This is a genomic window from Microbacterium sp. NPDC080220, assembly GCF_040686395.1.
Lineage (GTDB): Bacteria > Actinomycetota > Actinomycetes > Actinomycetales > Microbacteriaceae > Microbacterium > Microbacterium gawkjiense.
In genome coordinates this window covers 264,206-278,540 of record NZ_JBFBOP010000001.1, presented here as the reverse complement: position 1 = coordinate 278,540, position 14,335 = coordinate 264,206, and the positions used below count along the sequence as shown (strand labels likewise).

Sequence of the window (14,335 nt, the reverse complement as noted above, 5' to 3'; positions counted from 1 at the left end):
GCAACGTGCTGTGACGGGTGTCTACTGGTGTGATGCGAGCGATCTGGAAAGGCGCCCTCACCTTCGGCCTGGTGAACGTGCCCGTCAAGGTGTACTCCGCGACCGAGGACCACGACGTGTCGCTGCACCAGGTGCACGCCGCGGACGGCGGCCGCATCCGGTATCAGCGCATCTGCGAGATCGACGGCGAGGTCGTCCCGTACGCCGAGATCGACAAGGCGTACGACGACGGCGAGCGCACCGTCGTCCTGACCTCCGACGATTTCGCGGCCCTGCCGAGCGAACGCAGCCGCGAGATCGAAGTCGTCGAGTTCGTGCCGACCGAGCAGATCGACCTGCTGACGCTCGACAAGGCGTACTACCTCGAGCCCGACTCGAAGAGCCCCAAGGCCTACGTCCTGCTGCGGCAGACGCTCGAACAGACCGACCGCACCGCGATCGTCCGTTTCGCGCTGCGGCAGAAGACCCGGCTGGCGGCGCTCCGCGTGCGCGGCGACGTGCTCGTGCTGCAGACGCTCCTGTGGGCGGACGAGGTGCGGGAGGCGTCGTTCCCCGTGCTGGATGAGCCAGTGAAGATCTCGAGCAAGGAGCTGGAGCTCTCGGCATCCCTCGTAGACAGCTTCTCGAGCGACTTCGACCCGACCGAGTTCACCGATGAGTACCAGCAGGAGCTGCGCACCCTCATCGAGGCGAAGCTCGAGAAGGGCGACGCGTTCGACACCGCCGAGACCTTCGGCGAGAAGACGGATGCCTCCGGCGGAGAGGTCATCGACCTGATGGAGGCCCTGCGGGCGAGCGTCGAGAAGAGCCGCGCCGCGCGCGCGGGCAGCGGGAAGAAGGACGCTGGGAAGAAAGACGCCGCCGCCGACACGAAGCCGGCGGCGGCGAAGAAGAAGCCCGCGAAGAAGAAGGCCTCCTGATCAGGAGCGGCGGCTCTCCCCGTCGGGGCGCTCGTCGAACGCCTCGGGCTCGAGGACGAGCTGCTGCGCCTCGGCCTGGTCGGTGACGCCGTCGGGTCCGGCGGCCATCTCGCGCTTGACCTTGCGCTTCTCGGCGAAGTAGTGCCACACGATGAAGATGATGGTGCCGGCCACCGCCACGAGCAGGATGACGTCGATGTACTCGGCGACGAACTCGCCGACGCCCGGGATGAGGCTCACGAGGTAACCGACGACCGTCAGACCGAAGCCCCAGATCACGGCGCCGATCAGGTTGTAGAGCGAGTACTTGTGCCATGCCATCTTGCCGACGCCGGCGGCGACCGGGGCGAAGGTGCGCACGATCGGCACGAAACGGGCGAGGATGACCGTCACGCCGCCGTAGCGCTCGAAGAACGCATTCGTTCGCTCGACGTTGCTGCGACTGAAAAGGCCGGACTCCTTGCGTTCGAACACGGCGGGTCCGCCCTTGCGACCGATCAGGTATCCGACCTCACCGCCCAGGAACGCCGCGAGACCGATCAGCAGGCCGACCACCCAGACATTGATCCCGAAGACGCCGTTCGGGGCGTGGGTGACCGGGTTCGACAGCAGGCCCGCCATGATCAGCAGGGTGTCACCCGGCAGCAGGAAGCCGACGAGCAGGCCGGTCTCGGCGAAGACGATGAAGCAGACCACGACGAGGGCCCACGGGCCGGCCGCGTTGATGATGGTCTCGGGATCGAGCCAGGGAAGCAGTGCGAAGGGGTGCACGGAGGTCTTTCGATTCGCGGCGGTGGGCCCGCCGACGGATGGGCGCAAGGTGTGAGGCACGCGGGTGCCTCGTGCGGAAGGGGGGACTTGAACCCCCACGCCCGAAGGCACAGGAACCTAAATCCTGCGTGTCTGCCGATTTCACCACTCCCGCTGGTGCGTTCAGTCTAGGGCGCGCGGTGGGAGACGCCTGAGAGGGATATCCCGAGGATCGCGCGGCGATGCGGACCTGGTCAGGTCAGCGCGGGATCGTCCAGGAGCGGCGCCCGGAAGTTGGCGCCGACGTGCGGCCCCTGCGCGAAGTAGTGGCGGAACCCGTAGTACAGCGGTCGCCACGCGTCGGTGTCCACGCGGTCCTGCCCCTCCCGCAGGATCCCTTCGTGCGCGTGGACCTGCAGGACCTGCGCCTCCACGGCGACGGCGTCGCCACCGTCGATGCCGACGATCTGCGCCACACGAGCCTCGATCTGCACCGGACATTCGGCCACACGTGCCGCCGTCACCGCGTCCGACGGCAGGGGGGTGAGACCCCCCAGGGTCCACTTGTCGGGCTCGTGGCGGTAGGCGGGTCTCTTGGCCTCGGGCACCGGGTTCCGCCCCGTCGTCGGCGCGATCGCCTCGACCGCGGCGACGAGGTCGGATGACGGCAGGTTGATCACGAGTTCGCCGACGCGGCGGAGGTTGGCGACCGCCTGGCCGTCGGCGCCGAGCCCCAGCATGTAGCGGTCGCCCAGCGCCCAGGCGGAGGAGATCGGGCTGATGTTCGAGGACCCGTCGGGATTCACCGTGGTGATCAACGCGACCGGGGTCCCGAAGTACAGCACGGGCAGTTCGACACGTCGCGTTTCGTCCATCCTTCGATTCTCGCCTTCCGCCGACAGGGCGTCCGCAGTCCACCTGGAGCAGGTGGCGTGTGGATAACTTCCGCGCCGGGCGGGGTCGGGTTGCGAGGATCCCTGGCCATGAGCATCGCGTCCGCCCCGACTTCGACCCGCGGGCTCGCCGCGGTCGCCGAGCGGGTGCGCGAGCGGCTGCGCAGCGAGCAGGTCGACCCGTCGCGAGACCCCGACCGCGCAGCGTTCATCGCTCGCGCCGAGGTGCGTCGCCACAACGACTTCGCCCTCGCGCGAGGCGTGGAGGTCATCGAGGACGAAGCAGGGTCGGTCCGCGACATCCTGTCGACCGTGGCGGGGTACGGCCCCCTGCAGGCGCTCCTCGACGACCCGGAGGTCGAGGAGATCTGGATCAACGCGCCCGACCGCGTCTACGTCGCCCGCGAGGGGCGCAGCGAACGCGCACCGATCGTCCTGACCGACGCGGCCGTGCGCGACCTGGTCGAGCGGATGCTGCACGCCACCGGCCGCCGCGTCGACCTCAGCCAACCGTTCGTCGACGCGTCGCTGCCGGACGGGTCGCGCGTGCACGTCGTGTAGCGCGAACCGACAGTAGGCCGCGGACGACGAAACGCCCCGCCATCCATGACGGGCGGCGGGGCGCGGAGGTCAGATCAGGCTGTGCGTTGTCGTGATCGCAGGCGTGACTCGGCGCGGCTCCGAAGCCGGCGAAGGCGGTGCACCAGCATCGGGTCGAGCACGGCTGCTTCGGGTGTGTCGATCGCGCGACCGAGGAGCTGGTAGTAGCGAGCGGAGGTGAGTCCAAGCTCAGCCTCTATGGCCTGCTGCTTCCCTGACGGGTGATTCGGGTAGCGCGCCTCGAACTCGAGAAGCTGCTTCGTCGTTAGCACGGTGGTTCCTCAACGGGTTGGCAAGTCCCGCAACGGATCCGCATGTCGTCTTCATCTTCATCCATGCCGAGAGGATCCCACCGACTACCGACATCCTCCGGCTCCGTGCGCCTCGTGAACGCACGAAACGCCCCTCACCGCACACGGAGTGCAGGAGGGGCGTTTCGTTCAATCCCTGGGCTTACAGACAGACGGGTTATTGCCGGTGTACGCGGTGGAGCAGAAGCCGTCGATGCTCAGGACTGTCGCGTAGTCCTTCCCGTCGACACGCTGAGCAAAGCACGTCCACCGGGCGGACACCTCAGAGCCATCCGACAGGGCGACCACAGCCACCCCCGAGATGTCCGACGCCTCGACACCATCCGACTCCATCGGCACCGCGACGACATTCTCCGTCGACAACTCGGAGTCCAGCCACCCAGCCGCCGGCACCGGCAAAGCCTGCTCGATCTCGTACTGCAGGTCGTCCACGCAGAGGCGGACCCCAGCATCCTGCGCGGATGTTCCTGAGCAGCCAGCGAGCAGCAGCACGGCGGCGGCCACCGACACGACTCCGAGCTTCCTCACGCGGGGAGCCTACCGGTCACGCGCCGCAGACGCCGGGCAGGTTGTCGGCGGCATCCGGGCGTTCGATCCAAGGAACGTCTTGGAACCATCCGCATCCGCCGCACTGGTAGCCGCCGTCGACGTCGCGCATGACCGTCCCGCAGGCGGGGCAGTTGGGTTGCTCGCCGCCCTCGAATGGGTCGGCCGAAAGCGTCATGGGGACGATCCTATGTCGGCGTACGATGGCATCCTCGGCCGGAGGAAGGATTCTGGCCACCCGTGACGAAGAATCGCAGGTACGAAGCGCACTACGACGCGCTGAACGACATGCGCATCGAAGAGGCGGCATCCGTCCTCACCCCGACGACGCTGCCTGTGCAGGCGTACGGTCGGCAGACGATCGAGTGGACGCGCCCGGGGGTGCCGGTGTGGGCCTGGATCTCTTGGGCCGACGGTGCCGCCACGAGGATCCCGGCAGAGGCGACGGGGTGGAACGACCGGGTCGTGTGCGTGGAGTGGGAGGCGCGCGGCGGCCGCCGCTCGTGCATCGTGTGGCGGAACGCGGTCAGCCGCCGCGCGCAGTGAATCAGGCGGCGCGTGCGTACTGCCGGGCGGCGACGTGCACGGGGTGGCGGTCGTGGCTCATCTCGGAGGCGGCATAGTGCATCGTCGTGCGGATGTCGGCGTGCCCCATGAACGCCTGGACCTCTTCGATGGGGACGCCGGCGGCGAGCAGCATGCGCGCGCACCCGTGACGGAGCGAGTGCGGATGCAGCTCGGGCGGGAGCCCGGCGCGCTTCGCGAGGCGCCGGAACCAGTCGTAGCCGCCGTGCCGGGTCTGCTCCTTCCCCGCCCGGGTGAGGATCAGCGGGCCGCTCGTACGGTCACCCTGCGCGGCGTAGAGGATGCGGAGCAGCGGGATCGGGATGGGCGCCTCGTAGGGGCGGCCGCCCTTCCGGATACCGGTGAGCACGACGTACCCGAGCGGCGTCTCGGTGAGGTCCTCGATCTGCACCCGGCACGCTTCGCTGATCCGGAGGCCGAGGTAGGCCATGAGGGCGATGAGCGCGTGGTGTGCGGGTGAGGTCGCGGCGGCCGCGGCGAGCAGCTCCTCCGCCTGCCTCGGCGTCGTGTACGGGATGGTCGCGCGGTCGACGTGCCACCGCGGCATCCGCATCATCAGCGTCGGGTCTCGATCGATCAGCTCATCGACGGCGGCGAGCCGGTAGAAGGAGCGGACCGTCTGCAGCCGGCGCGCCGCCGAGCGGGGACTGTTCCCGCGCGCGTCGATCAGGTACCGCCCGAACGCCTCGAGGTGCACACGGCGCGCGTCAAGCGGATCGAACCCCTGGGCGGTGCACCAGTCGAAGTAGATGCGCAGGTCGAGCTCGTAGAGCTTGCGGGTGCCGCCGGCGTACCGGTCGAGGAACCCGTCGCGGGCGTGGATGGTGGTGGGCGCGAACGCGCGAGGTGTACCGTTCATCACGGCGATCTCCTAACCAGATCGTCTCAGCCCCCGCCTGGTGCTCCAACACCGGTCGGGGGCGCCTCCGTCTTTGGAGGTTCCGTGAGGCTACGACGACCCCCGGACACCACGCAAGCCCCTGCGAACGGCATGAGGCCCCTCGCCGTAGCGGGGGCCTCATGGTGCTCTTCCGATTGAGCTACCGCCGTGAAGGCGACCCGGACTCGAACCGGGACCTCTGAACCTGATTCGCATCAGGAAAACACCAGTACGTTAACACCCCATGGGGTCACTTGACGATGCTCTCTCGCCACTTCTTCAGGGAGATGCGCTGAAGCATCGACTCTCCGAGAAGCTCCTAGCCTGGACCCTCCCAGACCTCGAGCAGCGCAGCCGTCCCGATGCGGACTTCTACGAGACGCTCGGGCTCGCTGCGATCCTCCGCCGCACCCTGACCGACAAGCACCCCGTCGTCAACTCAGCACGAGCTCGACTGCGCCTTCCCGGGCCGATCTTCGAGTTCACGCCTTTCGACGTGCCCCCGCCCTCACCGCCGGGCCACGGCCTCACCCCGATGCTGGCGCTCGCGGGAGATGAGTTCACCGAGCCCACCGAGCGTGCCAACCTCCGACGGTTCCTCTCGACTCCGGCAGGACACCTCTACTCCGAGCCCGTCAGCGTGCGCGACATGATCGACTACTTCGCCAACGTCAATGGAGCCGTGCACCTCGGGAAGCCGAAGTCACGCTTCGAAGAGGTCGTGCAACAGTTCGTCGTATCGACACGGATGTCGACGTCTCTGTGGACGGGTACCCTTCGACACATTGCCATCGTCTCCATCCGGGCCCTCCGCCCACTGATCGAGCAGATAGAGGCAAACCCGCCCGAATCCATCCCCCTTAACGCAGAACAACCCCGACCGCCTCGGGGTGAGGCAGCCGGGGGCTGAACGAGGGCGAGCCTCTGGTGGGTCTGTGAGGCCGCTGTTAACCTTGGCGCATGAGGCAGGCCGTGTACTGGTTAGCGATCGTGATCGTCGCTTGCTTCAACGTGTCTTGGGCGTTGGGATCTCAGTCGCTGGCGGCGGTTCCTCTGGCCCTCGCGGCGGTTGGACTTCTGTTGTGGGCTCTGCGTCGACTGTCTGAGCTTGCTCGCTCTGAACGTGTCGAACGGTCTCATCGAGGATCTGTTCCAGCTGCTCACCGCTGATGCCCTGCTGACTGTTCATCGTGACGATGAACATGATCAGCGTGATGAGAACCGTCACCCAGGCGGCCAGATGATTGTCGTACTCGTGCTGGATCTTCTCGCGGATGCCTCGAAGCGGCTTCTCAAGCTGAGGAACGGCAGCTAATACGGTCTTCTCGAGCACGTCAGCTCGGTGCGCGTCGTCGGCATGGTCGGCCTGTTGCTGCGCCCACGCGACCGAAGCGCGTAATGCGTGGACTTGCTTCTTATTGAGCCGGATGAGAAGTTCCCGGCTCCATACAGGCCCCGATGTCATCTCGACGGTGTCGCCGACGATGTTGAAGTTGCCTTCCATGGTTCGGGCAGGTTTCCCGCACCGAGGGCAAGGCTCGCTGACATTCGAGATGGATAGGCCAACTACGTTGTCGAAGTCGAGGAACCTGGACGGGAAGTCGTAGCCGCACCACGGGCAGTGGACGAAGACGGGCATGCCGCTGACACTACGACAGTACGCCCCCGCCCAGCCATCAGGCCGGGCGGGGGCGTACTGAACGACAGCGACTCATAGATGGGGACTCGAACTCATCCCGAAGCCAGCCAAAGGCGGCCTAGGGTGGCGATGTTAGGCAGGCCGCTCGACAGAGAACGCCGGCGTGCGTGGAGTCACGACCGAGTAGTGGAGCATGTCGAGGGTTGCTACCCGATCAGTGGACAGCAATTCGGCGCAAACAAAGAGGGAGGCGTCGACCATCCCCAGTTTACCGTCGACGTATCGTTCGGCTAGCGAGAACAGATCGTCCCAGATGGTGCCGTCATAGACGGGCAGTATCTCCCCGTCTCGAATGCTCCGGATGAGGTCGAGCTCCGCATCTGCACCTAGATGCTTCTCTACGAAGTGAGCGACCTCGGTCAGAGCCAAGACGGAGACCAGGATCGGCGTTCCTATCGATTCCACGTAGGACGCGCATGGCACATGGTTCGAGTCAGAGTCGACCAGGGCGGCGATCAGAACATTGGCGTCGACCACGACCTGCAGGCGAGGCACTAGCCACGCCGCGTTATCAACTCGGAAAGGTCAGTCCGGTTCGTGTACTTCGACAACATGCCGACAATGCTGCGGGCATCCGAAGTGCTCTTCACCCTGACAGTGGCCCGTAGCTTTCTCGCATCTACATTCAGCTCCGTCCTGGGGAAGGTGTCTAAATGGTTTCGACCGATCTTCATGTCATCCCTTCCGTGAACATCCTCTGGAAGTCAGCACCGCCGGCGAAACCGACCATCGAGAACCGGCAGTTCACGAACTGACAGTTCGCAGCCTCGATTGCGCCGATGACGTAGGGCCGGTCATCGGGAATAAGCCAAACCAAGGACGAAGCGTCTCCATCGAAGGTGCAGCCCTCGATCAGACCGTCGTCACCAGTCGTGGCTAACACCGCTGGGCCGATAATGAGGCAGTCCTCGAATCGGTGCCGTTCGATGACCGGTCGAGCAACGGCTAGATCCGCGACACGGACGACCTCCCGCTTGCGCACCGTCCACTCATCCATGCGCTCGATCATCGCATATTGGCGCGTTCATGTTGTCGGAATCAGCACCCCGATAGCGTCCTATCCGTGATGCACATGACGACTTCGGGGCAGATGTCGTGGCAATCCGTTGGAGTCCCCCCGCTCCGAAGTATTCCTGGTAACGGAGCCGAATGGGCGCGCACGTCGGGCAGCGCGCTTGGGGGCGGCTCCATCCGCTAGCCGCCCTCGCCGATTTCGGGGCCGACGAGGGCGGCTCCCCATGCAGTGTTTCCGGGGGCTGAACGATATCTGTCCGTTGAGATCTGACAGGGGCGGGTTAACCTTCCTCCCGCATGGCCTGGACGCGCTGGATATGGAGAGCGTCACGCGCTCGAGCTGACCGCTTCGCGGCCGTGCCCGCCGGGGTGGCGCCGAGCTCCTTCACCCAGCGTTGCAACGTCGACGACGAGAACCCCGTCGCCCGCGTGAGCTCCGGGAACGATGCGCCGTCGACGAGCGCCTGCACCGTCACCCGGTGCAGCTCGAGCTCGGCTTCCTCAGCGGCGCGCTGTGCCGCCTTGATCGCTGCGATCGTCTCTGGTGGGACCACGCCCCGCGCCTGCGGTGTCATGGCCCCACCGTAGCGACGTCAGGCGCGAGGGGCCTGCGGCCAGACGAACCGGCGCGGGCCTTCGCCCACGGAGACGGAGGTCGCCCAGAAGACGTCGTTGCCGTCGAGGAACACCTGACCGTTGACGGAGCTCTCGGGGGTGGTGCCCCAGCAGCGCACGATCATCATCGGGAACACGTCGCCCTCGTTGACCCGATTGCCGAAGTGAACCTGCTTGCCCGTGGCCTCCGGGTTCATCTTGTGCTCGTGAGCGGTGGCGATCGCGTCGTCGCGGCGCTTGTTAATGCGCTTCGCGTCGTCCTCCGAGAGCGTGTAGTGGACGATGCGGCCGATGGTGGGAACGGTGGACATGATGCCTCCTGAGGCGGTTGATGCGGTGTTACCCAACCCCGCGATGGCGCGGGGAAGCTTCTGGGAACGACGAAGCCCCCGGTGCCGCAGCGGGCCGGGGGCTTCGTCGTTAAGGCTTGGTCGTGACGACCAACTATGGCTGTCCGATCAGTTGTCACCGCTGGTCGCTACGGTTCGCTTCCAGCGGCTGATCGTGTTGGTGGAGACGCCGAGGTCGTCGGCCATCATGCGCACGGACGCGCCGTTCTCGGCGGCGGCGCGGACCGCGGCGTACAGGGCGAGGTCGGCGTCCTCTCGCGCCTTCAGCGCTGCGATGATGCGCGCTCTGTCGTCGGGGTCGAGAAGGCCACGGTGCTGCGGGGTCACCCCGCCGAGCGTACCGGTCACCGCGCCGTCACACCCGCCCGTGCGAGCGGACGGAACGTCCACGTATCACCGAAGTCCTCGAGCTCGTGTCCAGGCACCATCTCCGGGTCCGTCATGCGCCGGAACGCGTGCGGGTAGCAGTACACCCCCTCGACGAGCGCTGGGTAGCCGCCGCCACCGACGCCCGTCTTCGGACCCCCCACACGCTCGAGCGTGACGCTGGTCGTCGCGACCTCGTCGCAGTGGCGGATCATGCATTCGACGTTCTCACCTGTTGCGGTCATGCGCTACACACTAGGAGGTGTAGCGACACAACGCAACAATATGTGGGCGATAGGCCAAGTCGGGCGCTCCCATATGATCGAGCGCATGGGGAAACGACGCCGCCGCAGCTCGCGCGACAGCTTCTGGATGCGGCAGTACGGCGGGATGCCGGTCTGGGGTCTCGGTCTCGCGGTCGTCGCGCTGGTGATTGCGGTCGCGATCGCAGTTCCAGCAGCCCTTACGCCGCCGCAGCGGAGCGAGGCTGCACCGCGACCTCTCCCATCAATGTACGTTCCGGAGAAGAAGCCGGTCGCGGCGTTCATCGGTGACTCCTACACGGCAGGAGACGGACTAGCAGACAAGGCCAAAGAGCGGTGGACACATCTCCTGTCCGCGGAGAAAGGTTGGTACGAGAAGAACTACGGGACCGGCGGGACGGGATACGCGACTGCGGGCCCGATCGACGGTGCGGACACCTACCTCGACCGCCTCTCACGCATCACAGATGAGCCAGACATCGTCTTCGTCTCGGGTGGCCGCAACGACGACGAAGGCGCGTACGAACCTTCAGTGGCTGAGTTTTTCACCGCACTCGACGCCGCATTCCCCGATGCCGAAATCGTCGCGATCGAACCGTTCTACGACAGCGACCCGTACCCGGAGAGGCTCACCCAACTCGGCGAGCTAGTCCGGGACGAAGTGGCGAAGATCGGCGGGACCTACATCGAAGGCGCGGGTGGTGCCCTTACGGGGCACCCCGAGTGGATTCTCGATGATGGTGTGCACCCGAACGCTGAGGGGCACAGGCGGCTCGCGGAGAGTGTCGCGGCCGCTGTGCCCCCGCTCTAGATCTGCATCAAACTGGGTCAGGCGACACCGAGCGCGGTGAGATCGGCGACGGTGATCTCGCTGAACTTCGCGACCGAACCTGCGCCCGCCAACGTGAACCGAAGCCGGTAGGTGTCGCCGAACCCTGGCGGCACGGTGAACTCGGAGTAGAACCGGCGATCAGCCACCGATCGCGCAAGCACCTTCCCGCTCGGCGTTGCGGTGTGGTATCCCATCGCCCAAAGCGTGGCCGCGGTGGCGCCCGTGTTCGAGTCGAGGCGCATGAAGAACGTGCCGGCCTCGCCGAGAGCAAGGTCGAACATCATGCCTAGTCGGTACTTGTGGCCGGCGACCAGAGCATACGTTCCGAACCGACCATTGATGTCCACGTCACCACGGGTGGCGACGTACCCCATGCCACCCTTCGCTGCCGAGAATGTCCCAGGGAGGAATGTACCAGAGCCAACGGAGGTGAGGTTCAGGAAGTCTGTCCCCACGGCTGGGGTGTCGATCGCTAGGGGCTTGGTCTGAAGGTGGTTTGTCGCGGCGGCATTGAAAGGGACCAGGGGTGACACCGCGGAGGCGAACATCCCCGCCAGCGTGGCCGCGATCGTCTCCCCAAGGATCTTCGCGCCCGCCTCTGACGGGTGCACGCCATCGCCATTATCGAGACCTGCCCGATACCCGCCGGTCGTCACGTCGACGAGCGCGGCATGAACGTCCGCGACCGGGACGCCCTCCGAGTCCGCCCACGCCCGAAGCGCCGTGTTCAGCGTCTGCGGAGTGGAGGGTGCGGAGTTTCGGGGCGGGGTCGTCACCGCGACCGTGTGCAGACCGGCCGCGCGGAGTGCCGCATGGATCGCAGGAATGTCCTCCATCGCGGTGCCAGCGCCGTTCGTTCCCGCGAGCACAACCACCGTGTCCCCTGGTTGCGCTACTGCGATCACGTTGGGGACGTGTGTGGCGAGGATCTGCGCGGGCGTGAACCCGGCCGTCGCCGAGATCCCAGCCAGCGTCCACTTGGCCGCCGAAGCGAGCGTCGCCCATGTCGTCCAGGCGGTGTTGTTCTGCCACAATCCACCCTGACGACGGGCCACGTTCGCGTCTGCCCCGTATGCCGCGCTCGCCCACGCGACGCCCTGGTCGGTGATCGAGTCACCGATCGCCCAGACCCGGCGCGTGCGGGCATGGCGTCGAAACGCAAGGGCAAAGGCCTGTCCCTGGTCCGTGTCCAGATCCGTCGCGCCGGCAATGGTGGCGGATAGTCCAGCTTCTCCGAGGCGTCCCGTGGTCGTCAGGGATTCGAGGGCGGTGGCCTTCGCTGCGACCGGGGCGACCGCCGCCGCAGCATCCCCGGCAGCCTCAGCCGCGGCCGACGCATACTCAGCAGCCGACGTCGCAGAGTCCGATGCGACCTGCGCGGACTCCGCCGCCGCCGCCACATCCGCAGACCACGTGTCCGGGATGCTGACCCGTGCACCCTCGACCGTCTCCGTGGGGAGCATCAAGTCAACGTCGATCGCACCCGCACCAGTCGGGACGACCACGCCCACATAGTCGCGGCGGGAACCCTTCACGACACGGTTCTTCTCGTCGAGAAGCTCCCGGACGATCCGGTACGTGTGAGTGAACGTGTCCGGCACGCTCACGTCGATCAGGTTGTTCTGATCGTCACGCCACCCAGCCTGATCCGTCACCGGGAGGAACAGGGAAGCCTGCACGCCCAGCGCGGACGTGACCTGATGCTCCTCACTGGTGAACGGGACCCCCGTCGCATCCCAGACGAAAGACCGGGACGCGGTGACCGTGAGGCGGGTCTTCAGCGGGGTGCCGTCCTCGAGCGTGTACGAAGGACCGGACGTCACCTCACGGGTGACAACGAAATCGGGCCAGGCCATCAGTCCCCCTCGATCGCAGTCTTCGGCACCGAGCCAAGGCCGAGCTTCGTCAGCCAGTCGTTCACCCCAGGCACGGCCATCACGCGGGCAACCAGGCCCATGGCGACCGCGGTGACAGCGATCGCACCGTTGAGGACCGCGAACACCCAGGCCGGGACGATGACGTCGGTCTGCTCGTTCAGGTAGGTGACTACCGCGATCGCGGCACCGTTCACCACCGGGACGAGCACGATGATCGCCTGCGCGATCGTGCGGAGGACGCGCTGCGTCTTGAACCAGATCTCAGGTGTGGTGGTCATGGGGTCTCCTTGTGGTTGCGGCGGATCCACTGCGGCGGGATCGTGTCTTCGATCTCCCGGATGTCGTCCGGGTCGAGGTTGGGGCTGGTCTCGCCCACCCACTGGGCGGCAATGGCGCGGAGGATGCGGGCGAACGCGGACGTGCGGCGCACAGCGGCTTCCTCGACCTCGTCGAGGCGCGTGTACACGCGCTCAAGCTCGCTCTTCACGCGCGCGTCGATACGAGCGTCCAGGGCGGTCTTCGCGTCGGCGGTGGTCTTCCCTCGGGTGCCCCGATAGGTCAGGTAGGCGCCGAGGAGGAGGAAGATGCCGGAGATGATCGGGAGGACGAGTTCGTTCATGCGCTCTCCCGTCGCTCTTTGATCTCCTCACCGAGCATGTGCAGCCGGAACAACGCGAGCGGCAGCCCCCACCCGAGCATCCCGACGACGAACGTGTTCGGCTCCGGCGTTTTGGAGAACAGGAGGATCGCTGCGACGTACCCGGCGACGAGCGCGACGAGGACGAGCTTCGCGAAGATCTCCACCGCCCACAGCCGCGGGAACGCGACACCGAGCAGCGCGGCGAACGCGGCGACGGTGAACACCATCCCGACCGTGTCTACGAACAGCGCCGGGAACAGACGGTTCAGGAGAGAGGAACCGAACAGCACCGCCTGGACCCCGGCCCAAATCGCGATGAGGTCGTACACGGGAAGCCAGAGCCGTTTGAGGTTCCGGTACTTCCATTCGATCGGCGGGATCGCGTCGGGATGCCAGATCGACGCCCGCCACAACCGGCGGATCACTTGCCCCGCTTGGGCATGCCGGCGATCTCCGCCTCAGTGAGCACGTCGACCGTGTACGCGAGCTTCCGACCCGTGATCTTCTCCGACGCGCGACGCCACAGCCACTCCGCCTTCCCGACGTGACGGACAGTGCCGTCCGGGTGGATGGCGTACACGTTCTTCGACTTCTTCGGGCGGGTGAACTCGAGCATCTCGTCCTCTTCCGTGATCGGTGTTGCAGGTGTCGGCTTCTGCGAGCCGGAGGGCTTCGGAGCGGGCGCGGCGACGAGCGGCTTACCCGGGAGGTGCTTCCCGTTGGGGCCGCGGTACAGGTCCGGGTTGACGCGCTTCCACGTCCCGTCCTTCTGCTTCAGCCACAGCTCCTCGTGCAGGTGGTCGTGATCCTTCTTCACCTCACCGGTGTCGCCCATCGTCCCGATGCGGTCCATGAGCGCGACCTTCTGCCCGGCGCGCACGCGCACGCTGCCGGTCTCGTGGTGCGCGAGGCGCGTGAACGCTTCGGTGGTGATGTGGATGTCGACGTAGTTGCCCCAGCCGTTGTGCCACTTCCCGTCGTTGAACGCGGCCTTCACGATGCCCGCGGCGGGCGCGTGGGTCTGCTTCGACTTCGTCGGATTCGCGACCGACCACTTCCAGTCCTTCCCCTGATGAGGGCGGGACGGGCTGTACGGCTTGACCGTGGTGTTCCCGAACGCGAGGCCGGGGGTGACGCTCGCGTAGGGGGCGGGTGATGCGAGTTGGACCATGAGGTCTCCTTCGGGAACGACGG

General features: G+C 66.5%; 23 protein-coding genes and 1 tRNA gene. 5 read left to right on the top strand and 19 right to left on the bottom strand.

The features are described from left to right. The first annotated feature begins 32 nt into the window (after positions 1-32). On the top strand, positions 33-920 hold the full coding sequence (locus AB0P29_RS01635) for a Ku protein (protein WP_363377976.1): 888 nt from the start codon (positions 33-35) through the stop codon (positions 918-920). Here the strand turns inward: AB0P29_RS01635 and AB0P29_RS01630 are convergent, their stop codons facing one another. From AB0P29_RS01630 to AB0P29_RS01620, 3 genes are all read right to left on the bottom strand, one after another. Next, the gene (locus tag AB0P29_RS01630; protein ID WP_217530546.1) at positions 921-1,691 is read right to left on the bottom strand and encodes a VTT domain-containing protein; all 771 of its coding nucleotides are present in this window, start codon (positions 1,689-1,691) and stop codon (positions 921-923) included. A 72-nt stretch (positions 1,692-1,763) separates the two neighbouring features. Continuing rightward, positions 1,764-1,845 (bottom strand) — tRNA-Leu (locus tag AB0P29_RS01625). Positions 1,846-1,924: 79 nt separating this feature from the next. Beyond that, on the bottom strand, positions 1,925-2,545 hold the full coding sequence (locus AB0P29_RS01620) for a flavin reductase family protein (RefSeq protein WP_363377974.1): 621 nt from the start codon (positions 2,543-2,545) through the stop codon (positions 1,925-1,927). Between the two features lie 108 nt (positions 2,546-2,653). On the opposite strand from AB0P29_RS01620, the gene AB0P29_RS01615 reads away from it, so the two are divergent. Continuing rightward, positions 2,654-3,124 carry an ATPase, T2SS/T4P/T4SS family gene (locus AB0P29_RS01615; protein ID WP_363377972.1) on the top strand — a complete coding sequence of 157 codons (471 nt, stop codon included), beginning with the start codon at positions 2,654-2,656 and terminating at the stop codon, positions 3,122-3,124. 74 nt (positions 3,125-3,198) lie between these two features. On the opposite strand, the gene AB0P29_RS01610 is transcribed toward AB0P29_RS01615, so the two are convergent. From AB0P29_RS01610 to AB0P29_RS01600, 3 genes are all read right to left on the bottom strand, one after another. Then, positions 3,199-3,435 (bottom strand): DUF3263 domain-containing protein, encoded by a 237-nt coding sequence (locus AB0P29_RS01610; RefSeq protein ID WP_363377970.1) that lies wholly within the window; start codon positions 3,433-3,435, stop codon positions 3,199-3,201. Between the two features lie 168 nt (positions 3,436-3,603). Then, a complete protein-coding gene (locus AB0P29_RS01605; RefSeq protein ID WP_363377969.1) occupies positions 3,604-4,002 on the bottom strand; it encodes a hypothetical protein in 399 nt (132 codons plus the stop codon). A 16-nt stretch (positions 4,003-4,018) separates the two neighbouring features. Continuing rightward, the gene (locus AB0P29_RS01600) at positions 4,019-4,198 is read right to left on the bottom strand and encodes a hypothetical protein (RefSeq protein WP_363377967.1); all 180 of its coding nucleotides are present in this window, start codon (positions 4,196-4,198) and stop codon (positions 4,019-4,021) included. Positions 4,199-4,260: 62 nt separating this feature from the next. Between AB0P29_RS01600 and AB0P29_RS01595 the strand changes: the two genes are divergently transcribed. Continuing rightward, positions 4,261-4,566: a hypothetical protein gene (locus tag AB0P29_RS01595; RefSeq protein WP_363377965.1), complete on the top strand. Its 306-nt coding sequence runs from the start codon at positions 4,261-4,263 to the stop codon at positions 4,564-4,566. 1 nt (position 4,567) lies between these two features. On the opposite strand, the gene AB0P29_RS01590 is transcribed toward AB0P29_RS01595, so the two are convergent. Continuing rightward, on the bottom strand, positions 4,568-5,464 hold the full coding sequence (locus AB0P29_RS01590) for a tyrosine-type recombinase/integrase (RefSeq protein ID WP_363377964.1): 897 nt from the start codon (positions 5,462-5,464) through the stop codon (positions 4,568-4,570). Positions 5,465-5,729: 265 nt separating this feature from the next. Here AB0P29_RS01590 and AB0P29_RS01585 point away from each other — a divergent pair, with 265 nt between their 5' ends. Then, positions 5,730-6,395, top strand: coding sequence for a hypothetical protein (locus AB0P29_RS01585; protein ID WP_363377962.1), 666 nt, complete (start codon positions 5,730-5,732; stop codon positions 6,393-6,395). 96 nt (positions 6,396-6,491) lie between these two features. On the opposite strand, the gene AB0P29_RS01580 is transcribed toward AB0P29_RS01585, so the two are convergent. The 7 genes from AB0P29_RS01580 to AB0P29_RS01550 form a co-directional block, all read right to left on the bottom strand. Beyond that, a complete protein-coding gene (locus AB0P29_RS01580) occupies positions 6,492-6,989 on the bottom strand; it encodes a hypothetical protein (protein ID WP_363377960.1) in 498 nt (165 codons plus the stop codon). A 267-nt stretch (positions 6,990-7,256) separates the two neighbouring features. Continuing rightward, complete coding sequence (locus AB0P29_RS01575) at positions 7,257-7,661, bottom strand: PIN domain-containing protein (RefSeq protein WP_363377958.1); 405 nt, start codon at positions 7,659-7,661, stop codon at positions 7,257-7,259. A 193-nt stretch (positions 7,662-7,854) separates the two neighbouring features. Beyond that, complete coding sequence (locus tag AB0P29_RS01570) at positions 7,855-8,181, bottom strand: hypothetical protein (protein WP_363377956.1); 327 nt, start codon at positions 8,179-8,181, stop codon at positions 7,855-7,857. 298 nt (positions 8,182-8,479) lie between these two features. Beyond that, positions 8,480-8,773 carry a hypothetical protein gene (locus AB0P29_RS01565; protein WP_363377955.1) on the bottom strand — a complete coding sequence of 98 codons (294 nt, stop codon included), beginning with the start codon at positions 8,771-8,773 and terminating at the stop codon, positions 8,480-8,482. 18 nt (positions 8,774-8,791) lie between these two features. Then, the gene (locus tag AB0P29_RS01560) at positions 8,792-9,124 is read right to left on the bottom strand and encodes a hypothetical protein (RefSeq protein WP_363377953.1); all 333 of its coding nucleotides are present in this window, start codon (positions 9,122-9,124) and stop codon (positions 8,792-8,794) included. 147 nt (positions 9,125-9,271) lie between these two features. Further along, entirely contained in the window at positions 9,272-9,490 is a 219-nt protein-coding gene (locus tag AB0P29_RS01555; RefSeq protein WP_363377951.1) for a helix-turn-helix domain-containing protein, read from the bottom strand. 17 nt (positions 9,491-9,507) lie between these two features. Next, positions 9,508-9,774, bottom strand: coding sequence for a hypothetical protein (locus AB0P29_RS01550; RefSeq protein WP_363377950.1), 267 nt, complete (start codon positions 9,772-9,774; stop codon positions 9,508-9,510). An 85-nt stretch (positions 9,775-9,859) separates the two neighbouring features. On the opposite strand from AB0P29_RS01550, the gene AB0P29_RS01545 reads away from it, so the two are divergent. Then, positions 9,860-10,603, top strand: coding sequence for an SGNH/GDSL hydrolase family protein (locus AB0P29_RS01545; protein WP_363377948.1), 744 nt, complete (start codon positions 9,860-9,862; stop codon positions 10,601-10,603). A 17-nt stretch (positions 10,604-10,620) separates the two neighbouring features. On the opposite strand, the gene AB0P29_RS01540 is transcribed toward AB0P29_RS01545, so the two are convergent. From AB0P29_RS01540 to AB0P29_RS01520, 5 genes are read right to left on the bottom strand one after another with little or no spacing between them, the layout of a single operon-like run. Then, on the bottom strand, positions 10,621-12,480 hold the full coding sequence (locus AB0P29_RS01540) for an SGNH/GDSL hydrolase family protein (RefSeq protein WP_363377946.1): 1,860 nt from the start codon (positions 12,478-12,480) through the stop codon (positions 10,621-10,623). Further along, complete coding sequence (locus AB0P29_RS01535) at positions 12,480-12,779, bottom strand: hypothetical protein (protein ID WP_363377944.1); 300 nt, start codon at positions 12,777-12,779, stop codon at positions 12,480-12,482. Before AB0P29_RS01535 ends, AB0P29_RS01540 begins: the two co-directional genes overlap by 1 nt. Beyond that, complete coding sequence (locus tag AB0P29_RS01530) at positions 12,776-13,120, bottom strand: hypothetical protein (RefSeq protein ID WP_363377943.1); 345 nt, start codon at positions 13,118-13,120, stop codon at positions 12,776-12,778. Before AB0P29_RS01530 ends, AB0P29_RS01535 begins: the two co-directional genes overlap by 4 nt. Then, positions 13,117-13,566 carry a hypothetical protein gene (locus AB0P29_RS01525; RefSeq protein ID WP_363377941.1) on the bottom strand — a complete coding sequence of 150 codons (450 nt, stop codon included), beginning with the start codon at positions 13,564-13,566 and terminating at the stop codon, positions 13,117-13,119. Before AB0P29_RS01525 ends, AB0P29_RS01530 begins: the two co-directional genes overlap by 4 nt. Then, the gene (locus AB0P29_RS01520) at positions 13,563-14,312 is read right to left on the bottom strand and encodes a M23 family metallopeptidase (RefSeq protein ID WP_363377939.1); all 750 of its coding nucleotides are present in this window, start codon (positions 14,310-14,312) and stop codon (positions 13,563-13,565) included. Before AB0P29_RS01520 ends, AB0P29_RS01525 begins: the two co-directional genes overlap by 4 nt. Positions 14,313-14,335: the final 23 nt, after the last annotated feature.

Excerpts from the sequence above, each read along its gene's own strand:
- AB0P29_RS01635 (WP_363377976.1), top strand. The coding sequence starts at position 33 with ATGCGAGCGATCTGGAAAGGCGCCCTCACCTTCGGCCTGGTGAACGTG.
- AB0P29_RS01620 (WP_363377974.1), bottom strand. The coding sequence starts at position 2,545 with ATGGACGAAACGCGACGTGTCGAACTGCCCGTGCTGTACTTCGGGACC.
- AB0P29_RS01615 (WP_363377972.1), top strand. The coding sequence starts at position 2,654 with ATGAGCATCGCGTCCGCCCCGACTTCGACCCGCGGGCTCGCCGCGGTC.
- AB0P29_RS01600 (WP_363377967.1), bottom strand. The coding sequence starts at position 4,198 with ATGACGCTTTCGGCCGACCCATTCGAGGGCGGCGAGCAACCCAACTGC.
- AB0P29_RS01590 (WP_363377964.1), bottom strand. The coding sequence starts at position 5,464 with ATGAACGGTACACCTCGCGCGTTCGCGCCCACCACCATCCACGCCCGC.
- AB0P29_RS01585 (WP_363377962.1), top strand. The coding sequence starts at position 5,730 with ATGGGGTCACTTGACGATGCTCTCTCGCCACTTCTTCAGGGAGATGCG.
- AB0P29_RS01580 (WP_363377960.1), bottom strand. The coding sequence starts at position 6,989 with ATGGAAGGCAACTTCAACATCGTCGGCGACACCGTCGAGATGACATCG.
- AB0P29_RS01570 (WP_363377956.1), bottom strand. The coding sequence starts at position 8,181 with ATGGATGAGTGGACGGTGCGCAAGCGGGAGGTCGTCCGTGTCGCGGAT.
- AB0P29_RS01565 (WP_363377955.1), bottom strand. The coding sequence starts at position 8,773 with ATGACACCGCAGGCGCGGGGCGTGGTCCCACCAGAGACGATCGCAGCG.
- AB0P29_RS01560 (WP_363377953.1), bottom strand. The coding sequence starts at position 9,124 with ATGTCCACCGTTCCCACCATCGGCCGCATCGTCCACTACACGCTCTCG.
- AB0P29_RS01550 (WP_363377950.1), bottom strand. The coding sequence starts at position 9,774 with ATGACCGCAACAGGTGAGAACGTCGAATGCATGATCCGCCACTGCGAC.
- AB0P29_RS01545 (WP_363377948.1), top strand. The coding sequence starts at position 9,860 with ATGGGGAAACGACGCCGCCGCAGCTCGCGCGACAGCTTCTGGATGCGG.
- AB0P29_RS01540 (WP_363377946.1), bottom strand. The coding sequence starts at position 12,480 with ATGGCCTGGCCCGATTTCGTTGTCACCCGTGAGGTGACGTCCGGTCCT.
- AB0P29_RS01535 (WP_363377944.1), bottom strand. The coding sequence starts at position 12,779 with ATGACCACCACACCTGAGATCTGGTTCAAGACGCAGCGCGTCCTCCGC.
- AB0P29_RS01530 (WP_363377943.1), bottom strand. The coding sequence starts at position 13,120 with ATGAACGAACTCGTCCTCCCGATCATCTCCGGCATCTTCCTCCTCCTC.
- AB0P29_RS01520 (WP_363377939.1), bottom strand. The coding sequence starts at position 14,312 with ATGGTCCAACTCGCATCACCCGCCCCCTACGCGAGCGTCACCCCCGGC.